The 19,401-nt window shown below is 43.3% G+C and carries 13 protein-coding genes; 1 reads left to right on the forward strand and 12 read right to left on the reverse strand.

Annotated features, from left to right (window positions below; all coding sequences use genetic code 11):
* Positions 1-62: 62 nt before the first annotated feature.
* The 10 genes from purF to fabB all read right to left on the reverse strand — a co-directional run bounded on the left by purF (position 63) and on the right by fabB (position 16,197).
* Positions 63-1,577, reverse strand: coding sequence for an amidophosphoribosyltransferase (gene purF, locus OCV27_RS10820; RefSeq protein ID WP_125322895.1), 1,515 nt, complete (start codon positions 1,575-1,577; stop codon positions 63-65).
* Positions 1,578-1,612: 35 nt separating this feature from the next.
* Positions 1,613-2,104, reverse strand: coding sequence for a CvpA family protein (locus OCV27_RS10825; RefSeq protein WP_125322896.1), 492 nt, complete (start codon positions 2,102-2,104; stop codon positions 1,613-1,615).
* A gap of 62 nt (positions 2,105-2,166) precedes the next feature.
* Positions 2,167-2,709 carry an SPOR domain-containing protein gene (locus tag OCV27_RS10830; protein WP_125322897.1) on the reverse strand — a complete coding sequence of 181 codons (543 nt, stop codon included), beginning with the start codon at positions 2,707-2,709 and terminating at the stop codon, positions 2,167-2,169.
* On the reverse strand, positions 2,710-3,975 hold the full coding sequence (gene folC, locus OCV27_RS10835; RefSeq protein ID WP_125322898.1) for a bifunctional tetrahydrofolate synthase/dihydrofolate synthase: 1,266 nt from the start codon (positions 3,973-3,975) through the stop codon (positions 2,710-2,712).
* A 43-nt stretch (positions 3,976-4,018) separates the two neighbouring features.
* Complete coding sequence (gene accD, locus OCV27_RS10840; RefSeq protein ID WP_125322899.1) at positions 4,019-4,945, reverse strand: acetyl-CoA carboxylase, carboxyltransferase subunit beta; 927 nt, start codon at positions 4,943-4,945, stop codon at positions 4,019-4,021.
* Between the two features lie 176 nt (positions 4,946-5,121).
* A complete protein-coding gene (truA, locus tag OCV27_RS10845) occupies positions 5,122-5,916 on the reverse strand; it encodes a tRNA pseudouridine(38-40) synthase TruA (protein ID WP_125322900.1) in 795 nt (264 codons plus the stop codon).
* A gap of 69 nt (positions 5,917-5,985) precedes the next feature.
* Positions 5,986-12,438: a FimV/HubP family polar landmark protein gene (locus tag OCV27_RS10850; protein WP_337969068.1), complete on the reverse strand. Its 6,453-nt coding sequence runs from the start codon at positions 12,436-12,438 to the stop codon at positions 5,986-5,988.
* A 226-nt stretch (positions 12,439-12,664) separates the two neighbouring features.
* Positions 12,665-13,678, reverse strand: coding sequence for an aspartate-semialdehyde dehydrogenase (locus tag OCV27_RS10855; RefSeq protein ID WP_125321070.1), 1,014 nt, complete (start codon positions 13,676-13,678; stop codon positions 12,665-12,667).
* Positions 13,678-14,808 carry a 4-phosphoerythronate dehydrogenase gene (locus OCV27_RS10860; protein ID WP_125321068.1) on the reverse strand — a complete coding sequence of 377 codons (1,131 nt, stop codon included), beginning with the start codon at positions 14,806-14,808 and terminating at the stop codon, positions 13,678-13,680. The genes OCV27_RS10855 and OCV27_RS10860 overlap by 1 nt, the downstream gene beginning before the upstream one ends.
* Positions 14,809-14,985: 177 nt before the next feature.
* Positions 14,986-16,197 (reverse strand): beta-ketoacyl-ACP synthase I, encoded by a 1,212-nt coding sequence (gene fabB / locus OCV27_RS10865; protein WP_125321066.1) that lies wholly within the window; start codon positions 16,195-16,197, stop codon positions 14,986-14,988.
* Between the two features lie 128 nt (positions 16,198-16,325).
* Here fabB and mnmC point away from each other — a divergent pair, with 128 nt between their 5' ends.
* Positions 16,326-18,344, forward strand: a complete 2,019-nt coding sequence (gene mnmC / locus OCV27_RS10870) for a bifunctional tRNA (5-methylaminomethyl-2-thiouridine)(34)-methyltransferase MnmC2/FAD-dependent 5-carboxymethylaminomethyl-2-thiouridine(34) oxidoreductase MnmC1 (protein ID WP_125321064.1) — start codon at positions 16,326-16,328, stop codon at positions 18,342-18,344.
* A 99-nt stretch (positions 18,345-18,443) separates the two neighbouring features.
* On the opposite strand, the gene OCV27_RS10875 is transcribed toward mnmC, so the two are convergent.
* Both OCV27_RS10875 and OCV27_RS10880 read right to left on the reverse strand, forming a co-directional pair.
* Positions 18,444-18,968 (reverse strand): NADPH-dependent FMN reductase, encoded by a 525-nt coding sequence (locus OCV27_RS10875; protein WP_125321062.1) that lies wholly within the window; start codon positions 18,966-18,968, stop codon positions 18,444-18,446.
* Between the two features lie 136 nt (positions 18,969-19,104).
* Entirely contained in the window at positions 19,105-19,368 is a 264-nt protein-coding gene (locus OCV27_RS10880) for a YfcL family protein (protein ID WP_125321061.1), read from the reverse strand.
* Between the last annotated feature and the right edge of the window lie 33 nt (positions 19,369-19,401).

Below are 19,401 nucleotides of genomic sequence, written 5' to 3' on the forward strand. Positions count from 1 at the left end.
GCACACAAATAAAAATGGGTTGATGTAATCCATCAACCCATTAGAGTTCGCTAATCGATTGTTTACGCACCCTCGTTGTGTAATTCCAAATTCGCAAGTTCTTGCTGTATCTCTCGTTGGACTTTTGCATCATCGCTACGCAGAGACTCAAGGAAATCAAGATATTTCTGGTCAATATCCCCTGTCACATAATCACCATTGAAAACCGAAGTATCAAACTTTGTAACGTCAGCATTACCCATGCCCACCGCAGATATCAAGTCATCCAATGTCTGGAAAATGAGCTCATCTGCTCCTATCTGTTTACGAATCGCCTCATTATCTCGACCATGGGCTATTAATTCGTTGGCGGTTGGCATATCTATTCCATAAACGTTCGGGAAACGAACTTCTGGTGCAGCAGAGACCATAAATACCTTCTTGGCTCCTGAATCTCTTGCCATCTCAATAATCTGTTCTGACGTTGTCCCACGGACGATTGAATCATCAACAAGCAGTACATTCTTATCTTTAAATTCAGAACGAATTGCGTTGAGTTTCCGACGAACAGACTTCTTACGCTGTTGCTGACCAGGCATAATAAAAGTTCGGCCCACATAACGGTTTTTTACAAATCCCTGACGATAAGGTTTATCTATCGCCTGAGCAATTTGCAAAGCAATATCACACGAAGTTTCTGGGATTGGGATAACGACATCAATATCTAAATGGCTATATTCATCATGGATACGCGCTCCCAGCTTTTTGCCCATTTCCACCCGCGCACTATAAACGGAAATTTTATCTATGAAGGAATCTGGGCGTGCAAAGTAAACAAACTCAAAGATACAAGGGTTAAGTGTTGGATTGTCAGCACATTGTTTAGTATGCAACTGCCCATCAAATGTCGCATAGATGGCTTCACCAGGGGCTAAGTCACGCACAAAGTCAAAACCGACAGCATCTAAAGCAACTGATTCAGAAGCAATCATATACTCCGTACTTCCATCAACTTCACGCTTTCCTAAGCAAAGGGGACGGATACCATTTGGATCACGAAATGCAATCATGCCATGACCAATAACCATGGCAGAAACTGCATATGCCCCTTTGATAGTACGATGTACATTGGTAACAGCACGGAAAACATCTTCAGCTGTCACATTACCTTTGACTGTATCAATTTCGTGGGCCAAAACATTGAGTAAAACTTCAGAATCTGAGGTCGTATTGACATGACGACGATCTTTCTCAAACAACTTTTCGCGAACTTCCACCGCATTAGTTAAATTACCATTGTGGGCAAGAGTAATTCCAAAAGGTGAATTAACATAAAAAGGTTGAGCTTCTGAGGCACTGGAACTGCCTGCTGTAGGGTAGCGCACATGCCCGATACCAACAGTTCCTTGTAGGCGTTGCATGTGCTTTGCTTCAAACACGTCCTTCACCAAACCGTTCGCCTTCCTCAGGCGAAAACGATTGCTTTCTATGGTACAAATACCCGCGGCATCTTGGCCACGATGCTGTAACACAGTCAATGCGTCATAAATAGACTGGTTTACAGGCGTTGCACCCACGATTCCAACAATACCACACATGTCCTAATCCTCGATTTGCGACAATGACTGGTGCACTATTGCACACCAGATAAGAAACTCGATGTAGCTTGTATATGTTCAAAAAAAGGTGCAATGATACGACTAAATTCCGGTACCAACTGCGATCCTTTCCACCACTCTGAATCCGAAAACGAGGTAAACGAATCCATAAAAAACAGTGCAGCAGATACAATAAGAACACCCCTCAAGCCACCAAAAACAACGCCTATCACCCTGTCTGTCCCAGACAAACCTGTCTTTTGTACTAGTTGGGCAATTACATAGTTTACTATAGCGCCTACAACCAGTGTAGAAACAAACAAAGTGGCTATTGCAGCCCCATTACGAAACATCTCATCTTGTATATTGGAAAAATACATAGCTAACTTAGCATAGTACTGACTGGCAATGAAAAATGCCCCAAACCAAATAACTAAAGACAATGCTTCTTTGGTGAAACCACGTACTAAACTGATCACCGCCGATAGGCCGATAACACTTAAAATGACAATATCTAATGCGTTCATTTGCTCTTACATCTTAAGTTAGCGCGCATTTTAACAGAAAAAATGCTGACGCAAACGTTTTCTTATGGATTTAATGGTTTAAATTTGAGTAACTGGCCTTTTGAACCCGTAATTTTATCCAGCTCTATCAGTTGACGCTCAAGTTTGCTCTTGGAAACATCCGGACCAATAATCACCCTCGTAAAGCCATTCTCAACTTTAGCGTGTGCTTGATAGCCTCTCTTTTGCAGATCTTTAACCACATTTTCAGCATTTTCAGCATTTTTCAATGCCATCAACTGAATGATCCAAGCACTATCTATGTACTCATTTTTTTCAGGCTCATCCTTTATTTTCACTGATAGCTGAATATTATCCGCAGCCAGTGATGGTTGAGACTCTTGTGCCAACTCAACAGGTGTCTCTGGTAAATTTGCAGAATCATCGATAGGCTCTCTAACCTCAAAGCTTTCTACTGCACTATCAAGCTCAGGCTTCATAGGAATGCTAGCGACATTCTCTTTATAATGCGTTTTTTTTCCATCAAGGACATCAGGTAATACGATAACTCCAATGGCAACCAAAATAATGGTCCCCATTAAACGCTTTTGAAACTTACTGGCCATTTATTCTCCTCGGCTCTGCCAATAATCAAGTACTTCACCAACCGTGTGAAACGACCCTACAACTAAAATAACGTCATTATCTTTTGCTTCGTTCATCGCAGCCTTTAAAGCATCGATAGGCGTCGAAAAACTCATAGTATTATCGGGTAGAAATTGAGACAACTCATTTGCTTGAGCGGCTCTTGGGCCTTTTAATGAAGCAGGATACCAATAGTTCGCAGTAATAGATATTACATCCAATGTAGCTTTGATATCCTTATCATGCAGCATAGCTACAACGATATGGACTTCTTTACCATGATATTTTTGCTGAGTTTGCTCAACAAGGTAGCCTGCAGAATGGGGGTTATGGGCAACATCAAGAATCACTGTAGGCTCATTGTGAATAACTTGCATTCTTCCAGGGAGCTGGGCAGCTTCCAAACCGTTAACTATATTAACATCGGATATATCCAAGTTAGCAGTTGCTAACGCCATCAGAGCTGTTGCAGCGTTTTGGAGCGGTAATACAGGTATAGGAAGCTGCTCTAAACGGTATGGCCCATGGCTCCAACACCAACTATTTTCGTCTATCGCTTGGTAATCATACTGAATACCAACCTGATACAACTCAGCCCCTATGTCATCTGCATGAGCAGCCACTGTAGATGGAGCCTTTGGCTGGCCACAGATAGCAGGTCTATTAGCTCGATAAATGCCCGCTTTCTCAAAACCAATAACTTCAATATCGTCGCCAAGCCAATCGACATGATCGATTGCTAAGCTAGTGATGACTGACACGTCATGATCAACAATATTGGTCGCATCCAATCGGCCACCTAATCCAACTTCAAGTAAGACAATATCAACACTTTCGGTTTGAAACAGACGCAAAGCTGCCAATGTCCCAAACTCAAAGAAGCTTAGACTGATATCGCTACGCTTTTGTTCAATGTAGTCAAATGCTTGAGTATGCTTTTCATCGGCTAGCTCCTTACCGTTGATTCGAACTCGTTCATTATAACGAATAAGATGTGGAGAGCTGTATACACCGACAGAATGGCCAGCATCGAGGAGAATAGCTTCCATTAAAGCACATGTTGAACCTTTCCCATTAGTGCCTGCTACAGTGATGATAGTCGGAGCGGGCTTAGTGAGGTTTGCCATTTCAGCTACAGCTTTAACTCGCTCGAGGCCAAGGTCAATGTTCGAAGTATGGATATTTGCTAAATAATCAAGCCACATCGTTATCGAAGATGTGGCTTGGAGAGTCTGGGTTTGATTCATCTAACTTTAACCAAATAAATGTGGTTGTTTGTTAGTTATTACTTTACCCTTTTTCATCCGCTTCTGGTACAGAATAAGCGGCTTCATTTTGTGAATTAGTTATAGGAACGACCAGAGGTGAAGGTTTATTAGTCATTTTTGCTATCAAACTTCCTACACGTTGACGCATCTCCCTACGATCTACAATCATATCAATAGCACCATGATCGAGTAAAAATTCGCTACGTTGGAAGCCTTCGGGTAGGTCCTCTCGTACTGTCTGTTCAATAACACGTCGGCCAGCAAAGCCTATTAGAGCTTTAGGCTCACCAATATTGACATCTCCCAGCATTGCCAAACTTGCCGAAACACCGCCCATAGTTGGATCTGTCATCACAGAGACAAATGGTAAACCATGCTTAGATAATCGCTCAAGTGCTGCACTGGTTTTGGCCATTTGCATCAGAGACATTAAAGCCTCCTGCATACGGGCTCCTCCGCTGGCAGAAAAACACACTAAACCACACTTATTTTCAATCGCTGCTTCGACAGCACGAACGAAGCGGGCTCCAACAACAGATCCCATCGAGCCTCCCATAAAGGAAAACTCAAATGCACACGCTACGATCGGCAAGCCAAGTAGCTCACCTTTCATAACAACCAGTGCATCTTTCTCTCCACTGTTCTTTTGCGCAGCCGAAATGCGATCTTTATATTTTTTCGAATCTTTAAATTTGAGTTTATCTTGCGGCTCTAACTCATCAGCCAATTCAACTCTATCATTCTGATCCAGAAAAGTTTCCAAACGACGTCGCGCTGACATACGCATATGATGGTCACATTTTGGACATACTTCTAAGTTACGCTCTAGTTCAGCATGATAAAGTACCTGTTCACATGATGTACACTTAGTCCATACACCTTCAGGGATAGATGCTTTACGAGAGCTAACAATGTTGCTTTTTTCTAAAATTTTTTCAAGCCAACTCATGGAAGACCTTTTCTCTAACTGTCCTTTCGCTATATGCGAAGGACAAAAATTCTCAATATACGCGAGAGGATTAAAGCATATAAAATGCAAAGTGTAGACAAAAAACTGGTTGTACCTATTTGCTACACCACCCTCCGAGCCCTAAAGAACTGATTAGTTCGACAATATTTCACCGTTTAGTTCAAGTTATCCGGCAAAAATAGCGGCCCAATGGACCCTTGGGGTAATTCAAATTGTTCTGAATAGTCTACATTAACGAGGTAAAGCCCACCTGCTTTTGCTGTCGCACCTGCAAGTTTACGGTCCTTAGCTTGTAACAAACAACCTATCCATTCGGGAAGCTGTTCACCTCGCCCAACACAAATCAAGCTACCGACAATATTGCGTACCATATGGTGCACGAATGCGTTAGCTTTGATATCAATCACAACATATTGACCATGGCGCGTTACATTAAGATGCATAACATTTCGCCAAGGGCTGCGTGACTGACAGTGTACAGCACGAAAAGAAGTAAAATCATTTTCACCTAGTAAATACTGACCAGCCATATGCATTTTAGCCACATCAAGTTCACCATGATAGTGGCTCACGCCTGAATATAGAATTCCTGGCCGTAAAGCACTGTTAAAAATTATGTATCGGTATCTACGAGCAGTAGCCGAGAATCGAGCATGAAACTCATCAGAAACCTCTTTAGCCCACCTTACGCAAATATCACTAGGAAGATTAGCGTTAACCCCCATAGTCCAAGCCACTATTTTCCTATTCGCTTCGGTATCGAAATGGACCACTTGACCAGTACCATGTACACCAGCATCAGTACGACCAGCGCATTGAACCTGAATGGGTTGATTGGCGACAACAGTCAAAGCCTTTTCAAGCTTTTCTTGAACACTTTGAACATCTCTCTGCCGCTGCCAACCAAAGTATTGACTACCATTGTATTCAATACCTAATGCAATTCTCATTGGACTACTCTCTTCGAAAGTTGACCGAGAAGTATATACATTTTAGCGCAAAATGGTAAGGACTTAGTGCTAATCGCCCTTCTTATTGTTTATTAAATCAATAAGGTTCTTCGCTTCACGGCGAATTTCATCACCACCATCAACAATCGCTTCTTCTAGTAATTTAATCGCACCCTCTGAATCATTCATTTCGATATAAATTTTCGCTAAATCAAGCTTACCTGCAGCCTCTGAATTATCATCGACATCGACATTCCCTGTGTCTCCAATGACATCAGGAAAATCGCTCAAGCCCACTTCTAACTGGAGTTCCTCTTCTTGGGAGCCTGCCTCTTCTTCATTTTCGACTTCAGCCATCAACTCATCGATGGTCTTAAACTCTCCTTCATCAGGAGTAAAATCTTCGATTTGCTCTTGATCTTCCCAATCTTCATCTAGAACTTGAGCCTGATCTGGACGATTGCTTTGATCCCAAGCTGATTGCTGATCAACAGGAATATCGTCAGTAATCTCAGCTTGCTGATCGGAAGAAAGACTGAATCCATTCCAATCTTCTCCGCCAACTTCCAGCATTGCTTCAATATTCAAACCAGCACTATCGGATGTTATAGCGTCAGGGGATTCAAAATCAAAACTACCCGTTGATTTAGCCTCATCCTCAGAGAGCAATTCCTCGAAGGCTGCTTCATTATACTCATGATTAGCAAGGTTCTGATCAGCTTCAGATGGGATCTCACTTAAAGCCGGTAAATCTAACTCATCAAGATTAAAATCTTCATCACTATTATCCGGCTCTGGCTCTGGCTCTGGCTCTGGCTCTGGCTCTGGCTCTGGCTCTGGCTCTGGCTTATCTATTGTGGTCAGGTCATCATCTGTGTCAACTGGCAGGGTCTCTTCAATAGCAATTGGGTCTACAGAAGTTTCACCATACTTAGGTATATCAAGATCCGATAAATCCAGAGTAACTTTGTCTTGTCCTATGCTCGATGACGGAACGCCTTCAGATACTTCTGGCTCTGATTCTTCACCTAGTTCAGAGGCTGCGTCCTCTTCAGTAAACTCAGGTAATTCAGCATCATCAAGCTCTGCTACTTCTTCTTGAGGCTCAGCTGGCGCTTCTGGCTCTGATTCTTCACCTAGTTCAGCGGCTGCGTCCTCTTCGCTAAACTCAGGTAATTCAGCATCATCAAGCTCTGCTACTTCTTCTTGAGGCTCAGCTGGCGCTTCTGGCTCTGATTCTTCACCTAATTCAGCGGCTGCGTCCTCTTCGCTAAACTCAGGTAATTCAGCATCATCAAGCTCTGCTACTTCTTCTTGAGGCTCAGCTGGCGCTTCTGGCTCTGATTCTTCACCTAGTTCAGCGGCTGCGTCCTCTTCGCTAAACTCAGGTAATTCAGCATCATCAAGCTCTGCTACTTCTTCTTGAGGCTCAGCTGGCGCTTCTGGCTCTGATTCTTCACCTAGTTCAGCGGCTGCGTCCTCTTCGGTAAACTCAGGTAATTCAGCATCATCAAGCTCTGCTACTTCTTCTTGAGGCTCAGCTGGCGCTTCTGGCTCTGATTCTTCACCTAATTCAGCGGCTGCGTCCTCTTCGCTAAACTCAGGTAATTCAGCATCATCAAGCTCTGCTACTTCTTCTTGAGGCTCAGCTGGCGCTTCTGGCTCTGATTCTTCACCTAGTTCAGCGGCTGCGTCCTCTTCGCTAAACTCAGGTAATTCAGCATCATCAAGCTCTGCTACTTCTTCTTGAGGCTCAGCTGGCGCTTCTGGCTCTGATTCTTCACCTAATTCAGCGGCTGCGTCCTCTTCAGTAAACTCAGGTAATTCAGCATCATCAAGCTCTGCTACTTCTTCTTGAGGCTCAGCTGGCGCTTCTGGCTCTGATTCTTCACCTAGTTCAGCGGCTGCGTCCTCTTCGGTAAACTCAGGTAATTCAGCATCATCAAGCTCTGCTACTTCTTCTTGAGGCTCAGCTGGCGCTTCTGGCTCTGATTCTTCACCTAGTTCAGCGGCTGCGTCCTCTTCGGTAAACTCAGGTAATTCAGCATCATCAAGCTCTGCTACTTCTTCTTGAGGCTCAGCTGGCGCTTCTGGCTCTGATTCTTCACCTAATTCAGCGGCTGCGTCCTCTTCGCTAAACTCAGGTAATTCAGCATCATCAAGCTCTGCTACTTCTTCTTGAGGCTCAGCTGGCGCTTCTGGCTCTGATTCTTCACCTAGTTCAGCGGCTGCGTCCTCTTCAGTAAACTCAGGTAATTCGGCTTCATCAAGTTCTGCTACTTCTTCTTGAGGTTCAGCTGGCGCTTCTGGCTCTGATTCTTCGCCTATGCCAACCTGTTCAGTTTCCCTAGCTATATCTTCTTCTGTTAGCCAGTCATTGTCTTGAGGTAATCCAAATTCATTCGGGATAGATTCAGGTATTGGTACCGAATGAGCAGGCTCTGAATCAGCGTCTTGAATATCACCAAGCGTAGCTTCCTCATCTTGCTCAACGGCTTCTGCCTCATCAGTAGACATGTCCAGATCGGGAGCATCAGCTTCATCAGGCACTTCGGCCTCATCAGGAACGTCTGCCCCATCAACAGCAGCTTCTATTTCTGCTGGCTCAGAATCCTCAACATCCTCGGGAGCATCAGCTTCATCAGGCACTTCGGCCTCATCAACAGCAGCTTCTGTTTCTGCTGGCTCAGAATCCTCAACATCCTCAGGAGCATCAGCTTCATCAGGCACTTCGGCCTCATCAGGAGCGTCAGCCTCATCAACAGCAGCTTCTGTTTCTACTGGCTCAGAATCCTCAACATCCTCGGGAGCATCAGCTTGATCAAGCACAACGCTCTCATCTTGCTCAACGGCTTCTGGCTCATCGGTAGACATGTCCAGATCGGGAGCGTCAGCTTCATCAGGCACTTCGGCCTCATCAACAGCAGCTTCTATTTCTGCTGGCTCAGAATCCTCAACATCCTCGGGAGCATCAGCTTGATCAAGCACAACGCTCTCATCTTGCTCAACGGCTTCTGGCTCATCGGTAGACATGTCCAGATCGGGAGCGTCAGCTTCATCAGGCACTTCGGCCTCATCAACAGCAGCTTCTATTTCTGCTGGCTCAGAATCCTCAACATCCTCGGGAGCATCAGCTTCATCAAGCACAACGCTCTCATCTTGCTCAACGGCTTCTGGCTCATCGGTAGACATGTCCAGATCGGGAGCGTCAGCTTCATCAGGCACTTCGGCCTCATCAACAGCAGCTTCTATTTCTGCTGGCTCAGAATCCTCAACATCCTCGGGAGCATCAGCTTCATCAAACGCAACGCTCTCATCTTTCTCAACGGCTTCTGGCTCATCGGTAGACATGTCCAGATCGGGAGCGTCAGCTTCATCAGGCACTTCGGCCTCATCAACAGCAGCTTCTGTTTCTACTGGCTCAGAATCCTCAACATCCTCGGGAGGATCAGCTTCATCAAGCGCAACGCTCTCATCTTTCTCAGCGTCTTCTGACTCATCGGTAGGCATGCCCAGATCGGGAGCGTCAGCTTCATCAGGCACTTCGGCCTCATCAGGAACGTCAGCCTCATCAACAGCAGCTTCTGTTTCTGCTGGCTCAGAATCCTCAACATCCTCAGGAGCATCAGCTTCATCAAGCGCAACGCTCTCATCTTGATCAGCGTCTTCTAGCTCATCGGTAGATATGTCCAGATCGGGAGCGTCATCACCGGGAGCCTCAGGCTTTTTTGGGGTATCAAATTGCTCTTGCTGAGCAAGAACATCTTCCTCGACAGCCTCTCCAGTTTCAGTCGAAGAAGGGATATCGTCCGTCGAGTTCGACGACGTTTTAATATCTTCAGGTTTATTTTGAGCAATATCAGTGGTTTCAACTTCATCAACCACTGAAGTCAACAAATCATCTTCTGTCTCCGGCTCTAATAGTGGGTCTCCTTCTGGAGCCACACTTAACATATCGTCAATAAAATCTTCACTAGAGAATTTATCTTCGTCAACTTGAGCATCAGAATCGTTATCGGTTGCTACTGCTTTATCTTGCTCAGCTTCGTTTTGAAAATCATCGTCTGAGACATCATTATCCTGATTATCAATCTCCGCCAGCTCTTCAAAAAGGTTTGTCCCTTCATCACCAAGATCTTCAGATAGTTGACTGTCTTGCTGCTCATCCAGCAAGACTTCATCCAGAGTCTCTGTTGAATCAACATCATCACTACCATCAGTAATCAATTCATCAAATGAAACCTCCCCATCAATACTATCTTCAGAGAACCCAGACAATGAATCAGCGGTAAAATCATCGGAGGCACTATCTAATTCATTACCTTCATCAAGCAGGTCTGTCTCACCGGGTAACTCAGTATCACTGCTTTCATCAATCAGCTCATCCAGTAAATCTGTGCTCTCGTCCGAGACATCTACAGAATCTTCAACCAAAGCTTCATCAAGCAGGTCTGTCTCACCGGGTAACTCAGTATCACTGTTTTCATCAATCAGCTCATCCAGTAAATCTGTACTCTCGTCCGAGACATCTACAGAATCTTCAACCAAAGCTTCATCAAGCAGGTCTGTCTCACCGGGTAACTCAGTATCACTGTTTTCATCAATCAGCTCATCCAGTAAATCTGTACTCTCGTCCGAGACATCTACAGAATCTTCAACCAAAGCTTCATCAAGCAGGTCTGTCTCACCGGGTAACTCAGTATCACTGTTTTCATCAATCAGCTCATCCAGTAAATCTGTACTCTCGTCCGAGACATCTACAGAATCTTCAACCAAAGCTTCATCAAGCAGGTCTGTCTCACCGGGTAACTCAGTATCACTGCTTTCATCAATCAGCTCATCCAGTAAATCCGTACTCTCGTCAGAAACATCTACAGAATCTTCAACCAAAGCTTCATCAAGCAGGTCTGTCTCACCGGGTAATTCAGTATCACTGCTTTCATCAATCAACTCATCCAGTAAATCCGTACTTTCTTCAGCATCAGATTCATCGAGTAGAGAGTCAAAATCTAAGTCATCTCCCGACTCACTTTCATTAAATAAATCATCTAACAAAGATTGATCTAATTCATCGGTACCTAAGTCTTCTGATTCACCATCATCTGCTAACAATGAATCCAATTCATTCTGAGATATATCATCGATATCATCAGATACATTAAAATCATTGTCTTGATCATTCTCATCCCCAACGACCTCATCTAGAGCTCGCTCCATTTCCTCTATGCCTAAGGCTTCGTCATCACCATTAGCGCTAGTTTCGTCTGGACCTTCATCCAAGTCCGCTAGAGATTCGTCTAACTCCCCATCATCACCAATACCAGCAAATGGGTCTTCACCATCTTCACCTTCAAGATTAAAATCAAGATCATTTTCTTCAAGATCTGCAAATACGTCTTCTTCATCTGAATTTTCACCTTCGAGCTCATCCGAGAATAGCTGGTCTTCATCAGAAGGTTCACCAAATAAATCATCATCTAATAAGAGGTCATCTTCGACATTTTCATCAATAGGAGGAGGCGTGACTGGTGTAGCTGGAGTAACTGGCTCAAGAACCTGCTCAGTAGCAACTTGCTGTTGCTCGGTCGTCTCATTCTTACGACGACCAAGAGCTATCATAACCAACAGCCCAATCAGCAAGCCGGGGATTATCGCCATTGCAGCAACGAAGGCTGTGCTTGAAAGTAAGTCATCCAATGCAGAAGGTTTTAGCCTTTGTTCCTCTGCTAGTCTCTCACGCTCAGCTTCTATAAGCTTTTCAACTTCACTACGAATACGCGACTCATCACCAAGTTCATCCTTGAGAACGTCAACTTCAGTCTGAACATCGGCCAACATGAGTCTTAACTTATGATTTTTTTCTTCTAGGACAAGTAGATCGCCTTCCGAACTCTCGAGTTGTTTTTCAAGTGAATTAACTTGATGCTTGTGCTCTTTTTGGACAATTTTTTCCAGACTACTATTAGGTTTTATTGAGTCTTCAACAGCCATTGGCTTTTTAGTAGTCTCTTGAGTCTGTTTATTTGGAACTACCTTATTTGGAACGACTCTGGTCTCTTGGGGCTGTGAACGACGAACAACAGGAGCGCTACTGCCAGATAAACGCGCTTGATGGGCGGCCATTATATTGACTGCCTCTTGGGTAGAGACGCTTTGAGCCTGAGCAAGTGATGGAATACGAAGCGTACTGCCTGGTATCAACTCATGGATGTTTTGATTAGCAAAAGCTTGTGGATTAAGTTGATAGACAGCGAATAATGTTTGCTGGACAGTAACACTAGCAGAGGGACGCAAACGACTCGCAATAGACCAAAGGGTTTCTTGCGATGTAGTCGGTCCGTAAAAACGCGAAGGCTCATTAATATTGCGCCTTTGTTGAGGCGCAGAGTCAGAATACCGCGGTGAAGCTTGAAGCTCACCATTCGGTCCTTTTAAACGAATGCTCTCTGCACCAACAATCGATGTCTGAGTCACGGCTACCAATGCAACAGGTAGCAATAGACACTTTAAAATTCGAAGCATAGAAGGCTCAGTTATGTGCTCTATAAATTTTACTGTAATGATCTGTTAAATATATCGGATAAACACGCTAAAACTATAGGCGCATAGATAAAAAATGTGTTGCTGCCGCCATATTCGTATCAATATCTAGCTAATTTTGTAAATTCGATTAAAAAAGCCTCACGTAAACGTCAGGCTTTACTAGTGAAATTAATCTGATTAACCAAACGGAATGAAACCTAGTCTACTAATAATAATCACGAACCAAGACTTCGGCTATTTGAACAGCGTTAGTAGCCGCCCCTTTGCGTACATTGTCTGCCACCATCCATAAGTTGATCCCACTGTGGTGACTGATATCGTTACGAATGCGTCCCACCATCACATGGTCTTTACCACCAGCATCACGAACCTGTGTAGGAAAATCTTCACCATGAAAAACTTCCACACTTTCAGTTTGTTCAAGTAGATTTATAACGTCCTGAGCATCTATTGGCGCGCGAGTTTCAATATGTACAGCTTCAGCATGGCCATAAAATACTGGTACACGTACACAAGTCGGATTGATCATGATAGAGGAATCATTAAAAATTTTCTGCGTCTCCCATACCATTTTCATTTCCTCTTTGGTGTAACCATTATCCATGTATGAATCTATTTGAGGAAGACAGTTGAACGCAATTTGCTGTGAAAACTGCTCATTTTCTGCAGGTAATCCATTGAGTAATGCTGCTGTTTGACCTGCAAGCTCATCGACGCCCGGCTTGCCAGCTCCCGAAACTGACTGATACGTCGCAACGTTGATACGATCTATACCAACTGCATCATGAATTGGCTTTAAGGCGACAAGCATTTGAATAGTCGAACAATTAGGGTTCGCGATAATATTACGATTACGAAATTCAGCAATAGCTTCAGGGTTAACTTCAGGTATTACTAAAGGGATATCATAGTCATATCGGAAGTTAGAGGTATTATCAATAACAATAACCCCCTCATCAGCTGCAATTGGAGCCCACTTGGCAGAAAGTTCACCACCAGCGGAAAACAAACCAATATGAACCTGAGACCAATCAAAATTGTCAACATTTTCCACTTTTACCGTCTTTCCGTTAAAGCGGTAAGTTTTTCCTTCACTTCGCTCACTTGCTAAAAGGAAAATATCACCAACAGGAAACTTTCGCTCCTGAAGAACTTCCAAAATCGTTTCACCTACCGCACCAGTAGCGCCTAAAACGGCAACATTATATTGTTGACTCATTAACTTACCTCAATTTGAAAACCTAATTTTGCTAGTGGCCGAAGATTTGTTTCTATATTGCCTCGTAGCGTCAGTGCACTGTATTCTCTGCGATCCCAATAGTTTTTACGCATCCTATCAAAAGCGCCATTATTACCAATCTCACGCCGAAACAAGGAGTCATCTTTGCGTACATCGTAGATAAGCTGCGTCAAGTTATGCAAGGTTGTTTCATCCCATGCCCTCTGCAATACTAATTCTGGTACTGGGGCTTTAGGTAACAACTCATTCTCATGCGCACGTAAATTATTATTCAAGTACTCACAATAGCGGTTAAAAATCATTGTGGTGCCACGCGCCTTGCCCTCAAGGCCATATCCTGCAATATGAGGAGTAGCAAATGCTAGCAAAGGCAGAAGGTCCATATCAACCTCTGGCTCAAATTCAAACACATCAAGGGCCGCAATAAAACCATCTTGCTTGTATAAGCGAGTTTTTAGAGCAGCATTGTCGATCACAGCTCCCCTAGCTGCATTAATCAAAATTTGATCAGCTCGTAACTTATCCAAAACATCTTGATTGAAGAGGTGGTGAGTGGGGTGATCACCATCACGAACAATTGGAGTATGGATACTAATTATATCAGCTTGTTCAAGTAGCAAGTTCAAAGAAGTAAAAGTACGAGAATCACCGGCACCTTCTTTAAGGGGATCGTTTATAATAACTTCAACCCCTATGCCTTCTAAACACTGCTGTAAATAACTACCAACTTGACCAGCTCCAATGATACCAATCGTTTTGTCAAAAATAGAGAAACCATGCTGCTGCGCTAGTACCATAATTACACTAACAACATATTCAGCAACACCCACCTTGTTACACCCCGGTGCAGCTGTAAAGAAAATACCTTTTTCTTTTAATAGAACCTTATCAATGTGATCCATACCTGCTGTTGCGGTACCAACAAATCGAAGTTTATTCGCCTTAGCTAATAGAGTTTCATTTACTCTCGTCACGGAACGGATCATTAGCGCATCAATATCAACTAGGTCATCTGCAATTAGTGTACGACCCGGCTTTAAAATAACTTCCCCTATTTGACTGAACAACTGCTCAGCATAAGGCATATTTTCATCTATTAGTATTTTCATAGGTTAACAAAATGACTTTTAAAAAATGATATTATTGTGCAAAAAAGCATTGAGCCTGTCGAGTATTAGCTAAATCTCAATAAAGCAAAACTAACCACTGTTGCAAAGAAAATGCCCAACATAAGCTGGGCACAATAGCAAAAATCAGTATATCTACAAGGTCTCACGACCTTGACATTAAGCTTGGTACTTTTTGATCACTAGAGTCGCATTTGTTCCCCCGAAACCAAAACTGTTTGACATTACTGTTGTCAACTCGGCTTCGCGCACATCTGTTACTATGTCAAGACCTTGTGCCGCTTCATCTAGGTTTTCAATATTAATACTCGGTGCGATAAAATTGTTATCTAGCATTAAAGTTGAGTAGATGGCCTCATGAACACCCGCAGCACCCAAAGCATGACCTGTCATTGCTTTAGTTGCAGATATCGCAGGGCTATCATTGCCAAATAGCTCTTGGATTGCTCCAAGTTCCTTAACATCACCCACAGGCGTAGAAGTACCATGGGTATTGACATAATCCACTCTATCAACATTTTGCATAGCCATCTTCATACAACGAACTGCTCCTTCACCTGAAGGAGCAACCATATCATAACCATCAGAAGTCGCACCATAACCCACGATCTCGCCATAGATTTTCGCACCTCGAGCCAAAGCATGATCCAATTCTTCAACAACCAGCATACCGCCACCGCCAGAAATAATAAAACCATCACGGTCAGCATCGTAAGTACGTGATGCTTTTTCTGGAGTTTCATTATATTTAGTTGATAGTGCGCCCATAGCATCAAACATCATAGTCTGTGACCAATCTAGCTCTTCACCACCACCCGCAAATACAATATCTTGTTTACCAAGTTGGATAAGCTCCATTGCATGCCCGATACAATGAGCAGAAGTTGCACAAGCAGAACTCATAGAGTAATTAACACCGCGAATCTTAAATGGTGTTGCAAGACAAGCTGAAACCGTGGATGACATGGTGCGTGGTACCATGTAAGGACCGACACGCTTGACACCTTTCGCTCTCATAGTGTCAACGGCCAAAGCTTGATTCAATGCAGAAGCTCCACCAGAACCGGCAACGATACCCGTACGGTCATTAGACACCTGCTCATCAGTTAAGCCTGCATCTTGTATTGCTTGCTGCATCGATAGGTATGCATATGCAGCCGCATCACCCATAAAGCGCATCTGTTTACGGTCGATATACTCTGCTGGGTTGATTTTTAAATCACCCCAGACCTGTGAGCGTAGACCTTGTTCTTTGAACTGCTCAGAGGCAGTAATTCCAGATTTACCCGCTTTAAGAGACACTAAAACTTCTTCGACGTTGTTACCGATACTTGAAACAATACCCATACCGGTGATTACGACTCGTTTCATTATGACATTCCTATAATTCAAAAATCAGCTAGATAATAACTAAGTTGTTCATGAAAAGTGGTCAGCTTTCCCTGAAAACCGTACAATCGATATAAGTTTATTGTAATCATCACAAAAATTCACACATTATGACCTCAATTACCAATGCTCAATTGGGCTGGAACGCTGTTGGCACCCCGGTATCAAACCAGTTCGACGATGTATATTTCTCCAACGTTAATGGTCTTGAAGAGACACGCTACGTTTTTCTCCAACAAAATAATCTACCCCAAAGGTGGCAAGATTATGACCAGCGCCGTTTTGTGATAGGAGAAACAGGCTTTGGTACAGGTTTAAACTTCCTTGCCGTTTGGCAATGGTTTGAACAATTTAGAAGTCAAAACCCAAATGCGCTACTAAAAGAACTGCATTTTGTGAGTTTTGAAAAATACCCTCTTAGCAAAGAAGACTTGATCAAAGCTCATGCGGCTTGGCCAGAACTAGAGCAATATACTCGACAACTACAACAGCATTATCCCACAGCTGTCCCAGAATGCCACCGTATTATTCTTGCCGATGGCGCGATTACGCTTGATCTATGGTTTGGCGATATAAAAGATTGTATGCCCAAGGTCCCCGTCAATGAAAGCGGAATAATTGATGCGTGGTTCTTAGACGGTTTTGCACCAAGCAAAAACCCCGAAATGTGGAGTCAAACACTATTTGATGGCATGGCGAAACTAGCCAAGCAAGACTGCACATGCGCCACTTTCACCGCTGCTGGTTTTGTAAGGCGAGGGCTAATAGAAACTGGGTTTACAATGAAAAAAGTAAAAGGCTTTGGCACCAAACGAGATATGATAGCTGGTTATATGGCACATAAAAAGCCATACACGAACTATAAGCCTTGGTTTCAACGTAGCCAAAGTAACTCTACCCAATCCATTGCAATTATTGGCGGAGGAATTGCCAGTGCTACACTGGCAAAGACACTCGTTCGTAGAGGACAAAAGGTCACTTTATATTGCCAGGATTCAAAACCAGCTCAAGGCGCATCTGGTAATCGCCAAGGTGCTTTATACCCTTTACTTAATGGCTCACACACAGGTGTTTCAAGAGTATTCGCACCAGCCTTTCTATTTGCTCGTCAATTCATAGAGCAAATTGCACAATCTGTATCTTTTGATCATAGCTGGTGCGGTGTCACTCAATTAATGTGGAACGAAAAATCACGAGCTAAGCTAGAACGAATGCTCAGTGCCAATTTCACTCCTGATCTCGTACAATATCGCAATTCCAAACAAACAGATGAAAACGTTGGATTACCTGTCGAAGTTGATAGCGTTCACTACCCACAAGGTGGCTGGTTATGCCCTGCACAGCTTACACAAGGGCTGATTGAAGAATTATTACAGCATCCAATGTTTACAGCTCACTTCAATACAAAAATAAATGATATTGCCATAAATGAGGATAAATTTAGCTGGACTATAAAAAGTAATGAGCAAACATTCGTTCATGAAACTGTTGTCGTTGCTAATGGGCACCTATTCGGTGAACTAAAGCAAACTCAATCCATTCCTCTCGGCCAAGTTAAAGGTCAAATCAGCCATGTACCCACAACAAATGATTTAAGTCGATTAAAAAACGTTCTTTGTTACGATGGCTATTTAACTCCAGTCAATCTAAACAACGGCCATCACTGCATTGGTGCTAGCTATGATAGAGAAAATCTCGACAATATCTTTGACCCTATTGCGCAGCAGGATAATGCTAACAAGTTACGAAAATGTGTTGTGAACCAAAGTTGGCCTCACCAAGTTGATACCTCAGAAAACCTATCGCGCCAAGGTATTCGTTGTGTCAGCAGAGACCATCTACCCTTCATAGGAAACGTCGGCGATCTAGAGAAAACGAAACTTGTTTATCGCGATTTAGTAAAGACTAAAGCAATAAACGTTGAGGATGTTCCACACTACACCAACCTCTTCTGCATGCTTGGGCTAGGCTCTCGTGGGTTGACCTCTTCTCCTCTATTAGCGGAAACACTCGCATCGCAGATTTGTGGCGATCCTCTTCCTTTGCCAATTGATGTGTTAGAAGAATTGCACCCAAGTCGAATGTGGGTAAGAAAACTCAGAAAAGGCAAACCAATCAACGATGGGTGAGCATTTTACTGATATATGTACATTATGTGTGGGACTCTACTCTTTATGAGTCCCAACTAAAGTCAATATCAATAAATGAATATAAGAGTATTTCTAATTTCAACTGAGTTTCAAAACCGCAGATTTTAATTCTTCATTCAATGAAGGATTAGTCAGCTTTTTCAGCCCTAGGTCAAAATTATCGTAGAAGCTGGGAATAGATAGAGATGCTTTTACTTGCGCGCCAAAGTAAGGAGCTGACGCAGTGGCTGCCGCCAATACGCTCGCAGCACCACCTGGACCTGGAGAAGTAGAAAGGTATACAGCTGGTTTATCAGCAAAAACATTGCGCTCAATACGTGTCGCCCAATCAAATAGGTTTTTATAGGCCGCGGTATAAGAACCATTATGCTCCGCAAAAGAAATAACCAGTGCATCAGCTTGAGCAATATCTAAAAGAAATGCCTTCGCCCTATCCGCCTGGCCGATTTCTTTTTCCTTATCTTCACTAAACAACGGAACATCATAATCATTAAGGTTTAGCACCTTGACATGCGCACCTTCGATCATATTTGCAGCGTAGATCGCTAATGTCTTATTAATTGATGTCGAGCTGGTCGATGCTCCAAAAGCGACAATTTTCATAATCAAGTTCCTCGTTGTATTTCACTGTGTGAGATAAAGAATATCGACAGCCTTCAGATCCAACAAGTATAAAAAGCACAACAGAACATTCAAAAATTTCGAACAAATGACAAACGACTATTTAAATGGCGATGTCTTAAGAATGATTAACCAACTCGACCCACAGATCGCTGACAATTGTCCGATCTGCGGGTGTTAATTCAGAGCGAGCTTCATCCAAACTTGCTTGTACACGCAGTTTCAGCTCCTCCACATCATTAATACCTTCTTCTTCACATGTAGCCGCTGACAAGGATATATGACCACGTAAATAGCCCCCAGCAAATAACTCGTCATCAGACGCCGTAGAAATGCGTACGTCAATCAGTTCTAGTAGCTGCTCTTCAAATTCAATAATCATATTGCACTAATGCCTAATCAGTTTGCTTCTCAA

Source organism: Vibrio pectenicida (assembly GCA_024347015.1).
Lineage (GTDB): Bacteria > Pseudomonadota > Gammaproteobacteria > Enterobacterales > Vibrionaceae > Vibrio > Vibrio pectenicida.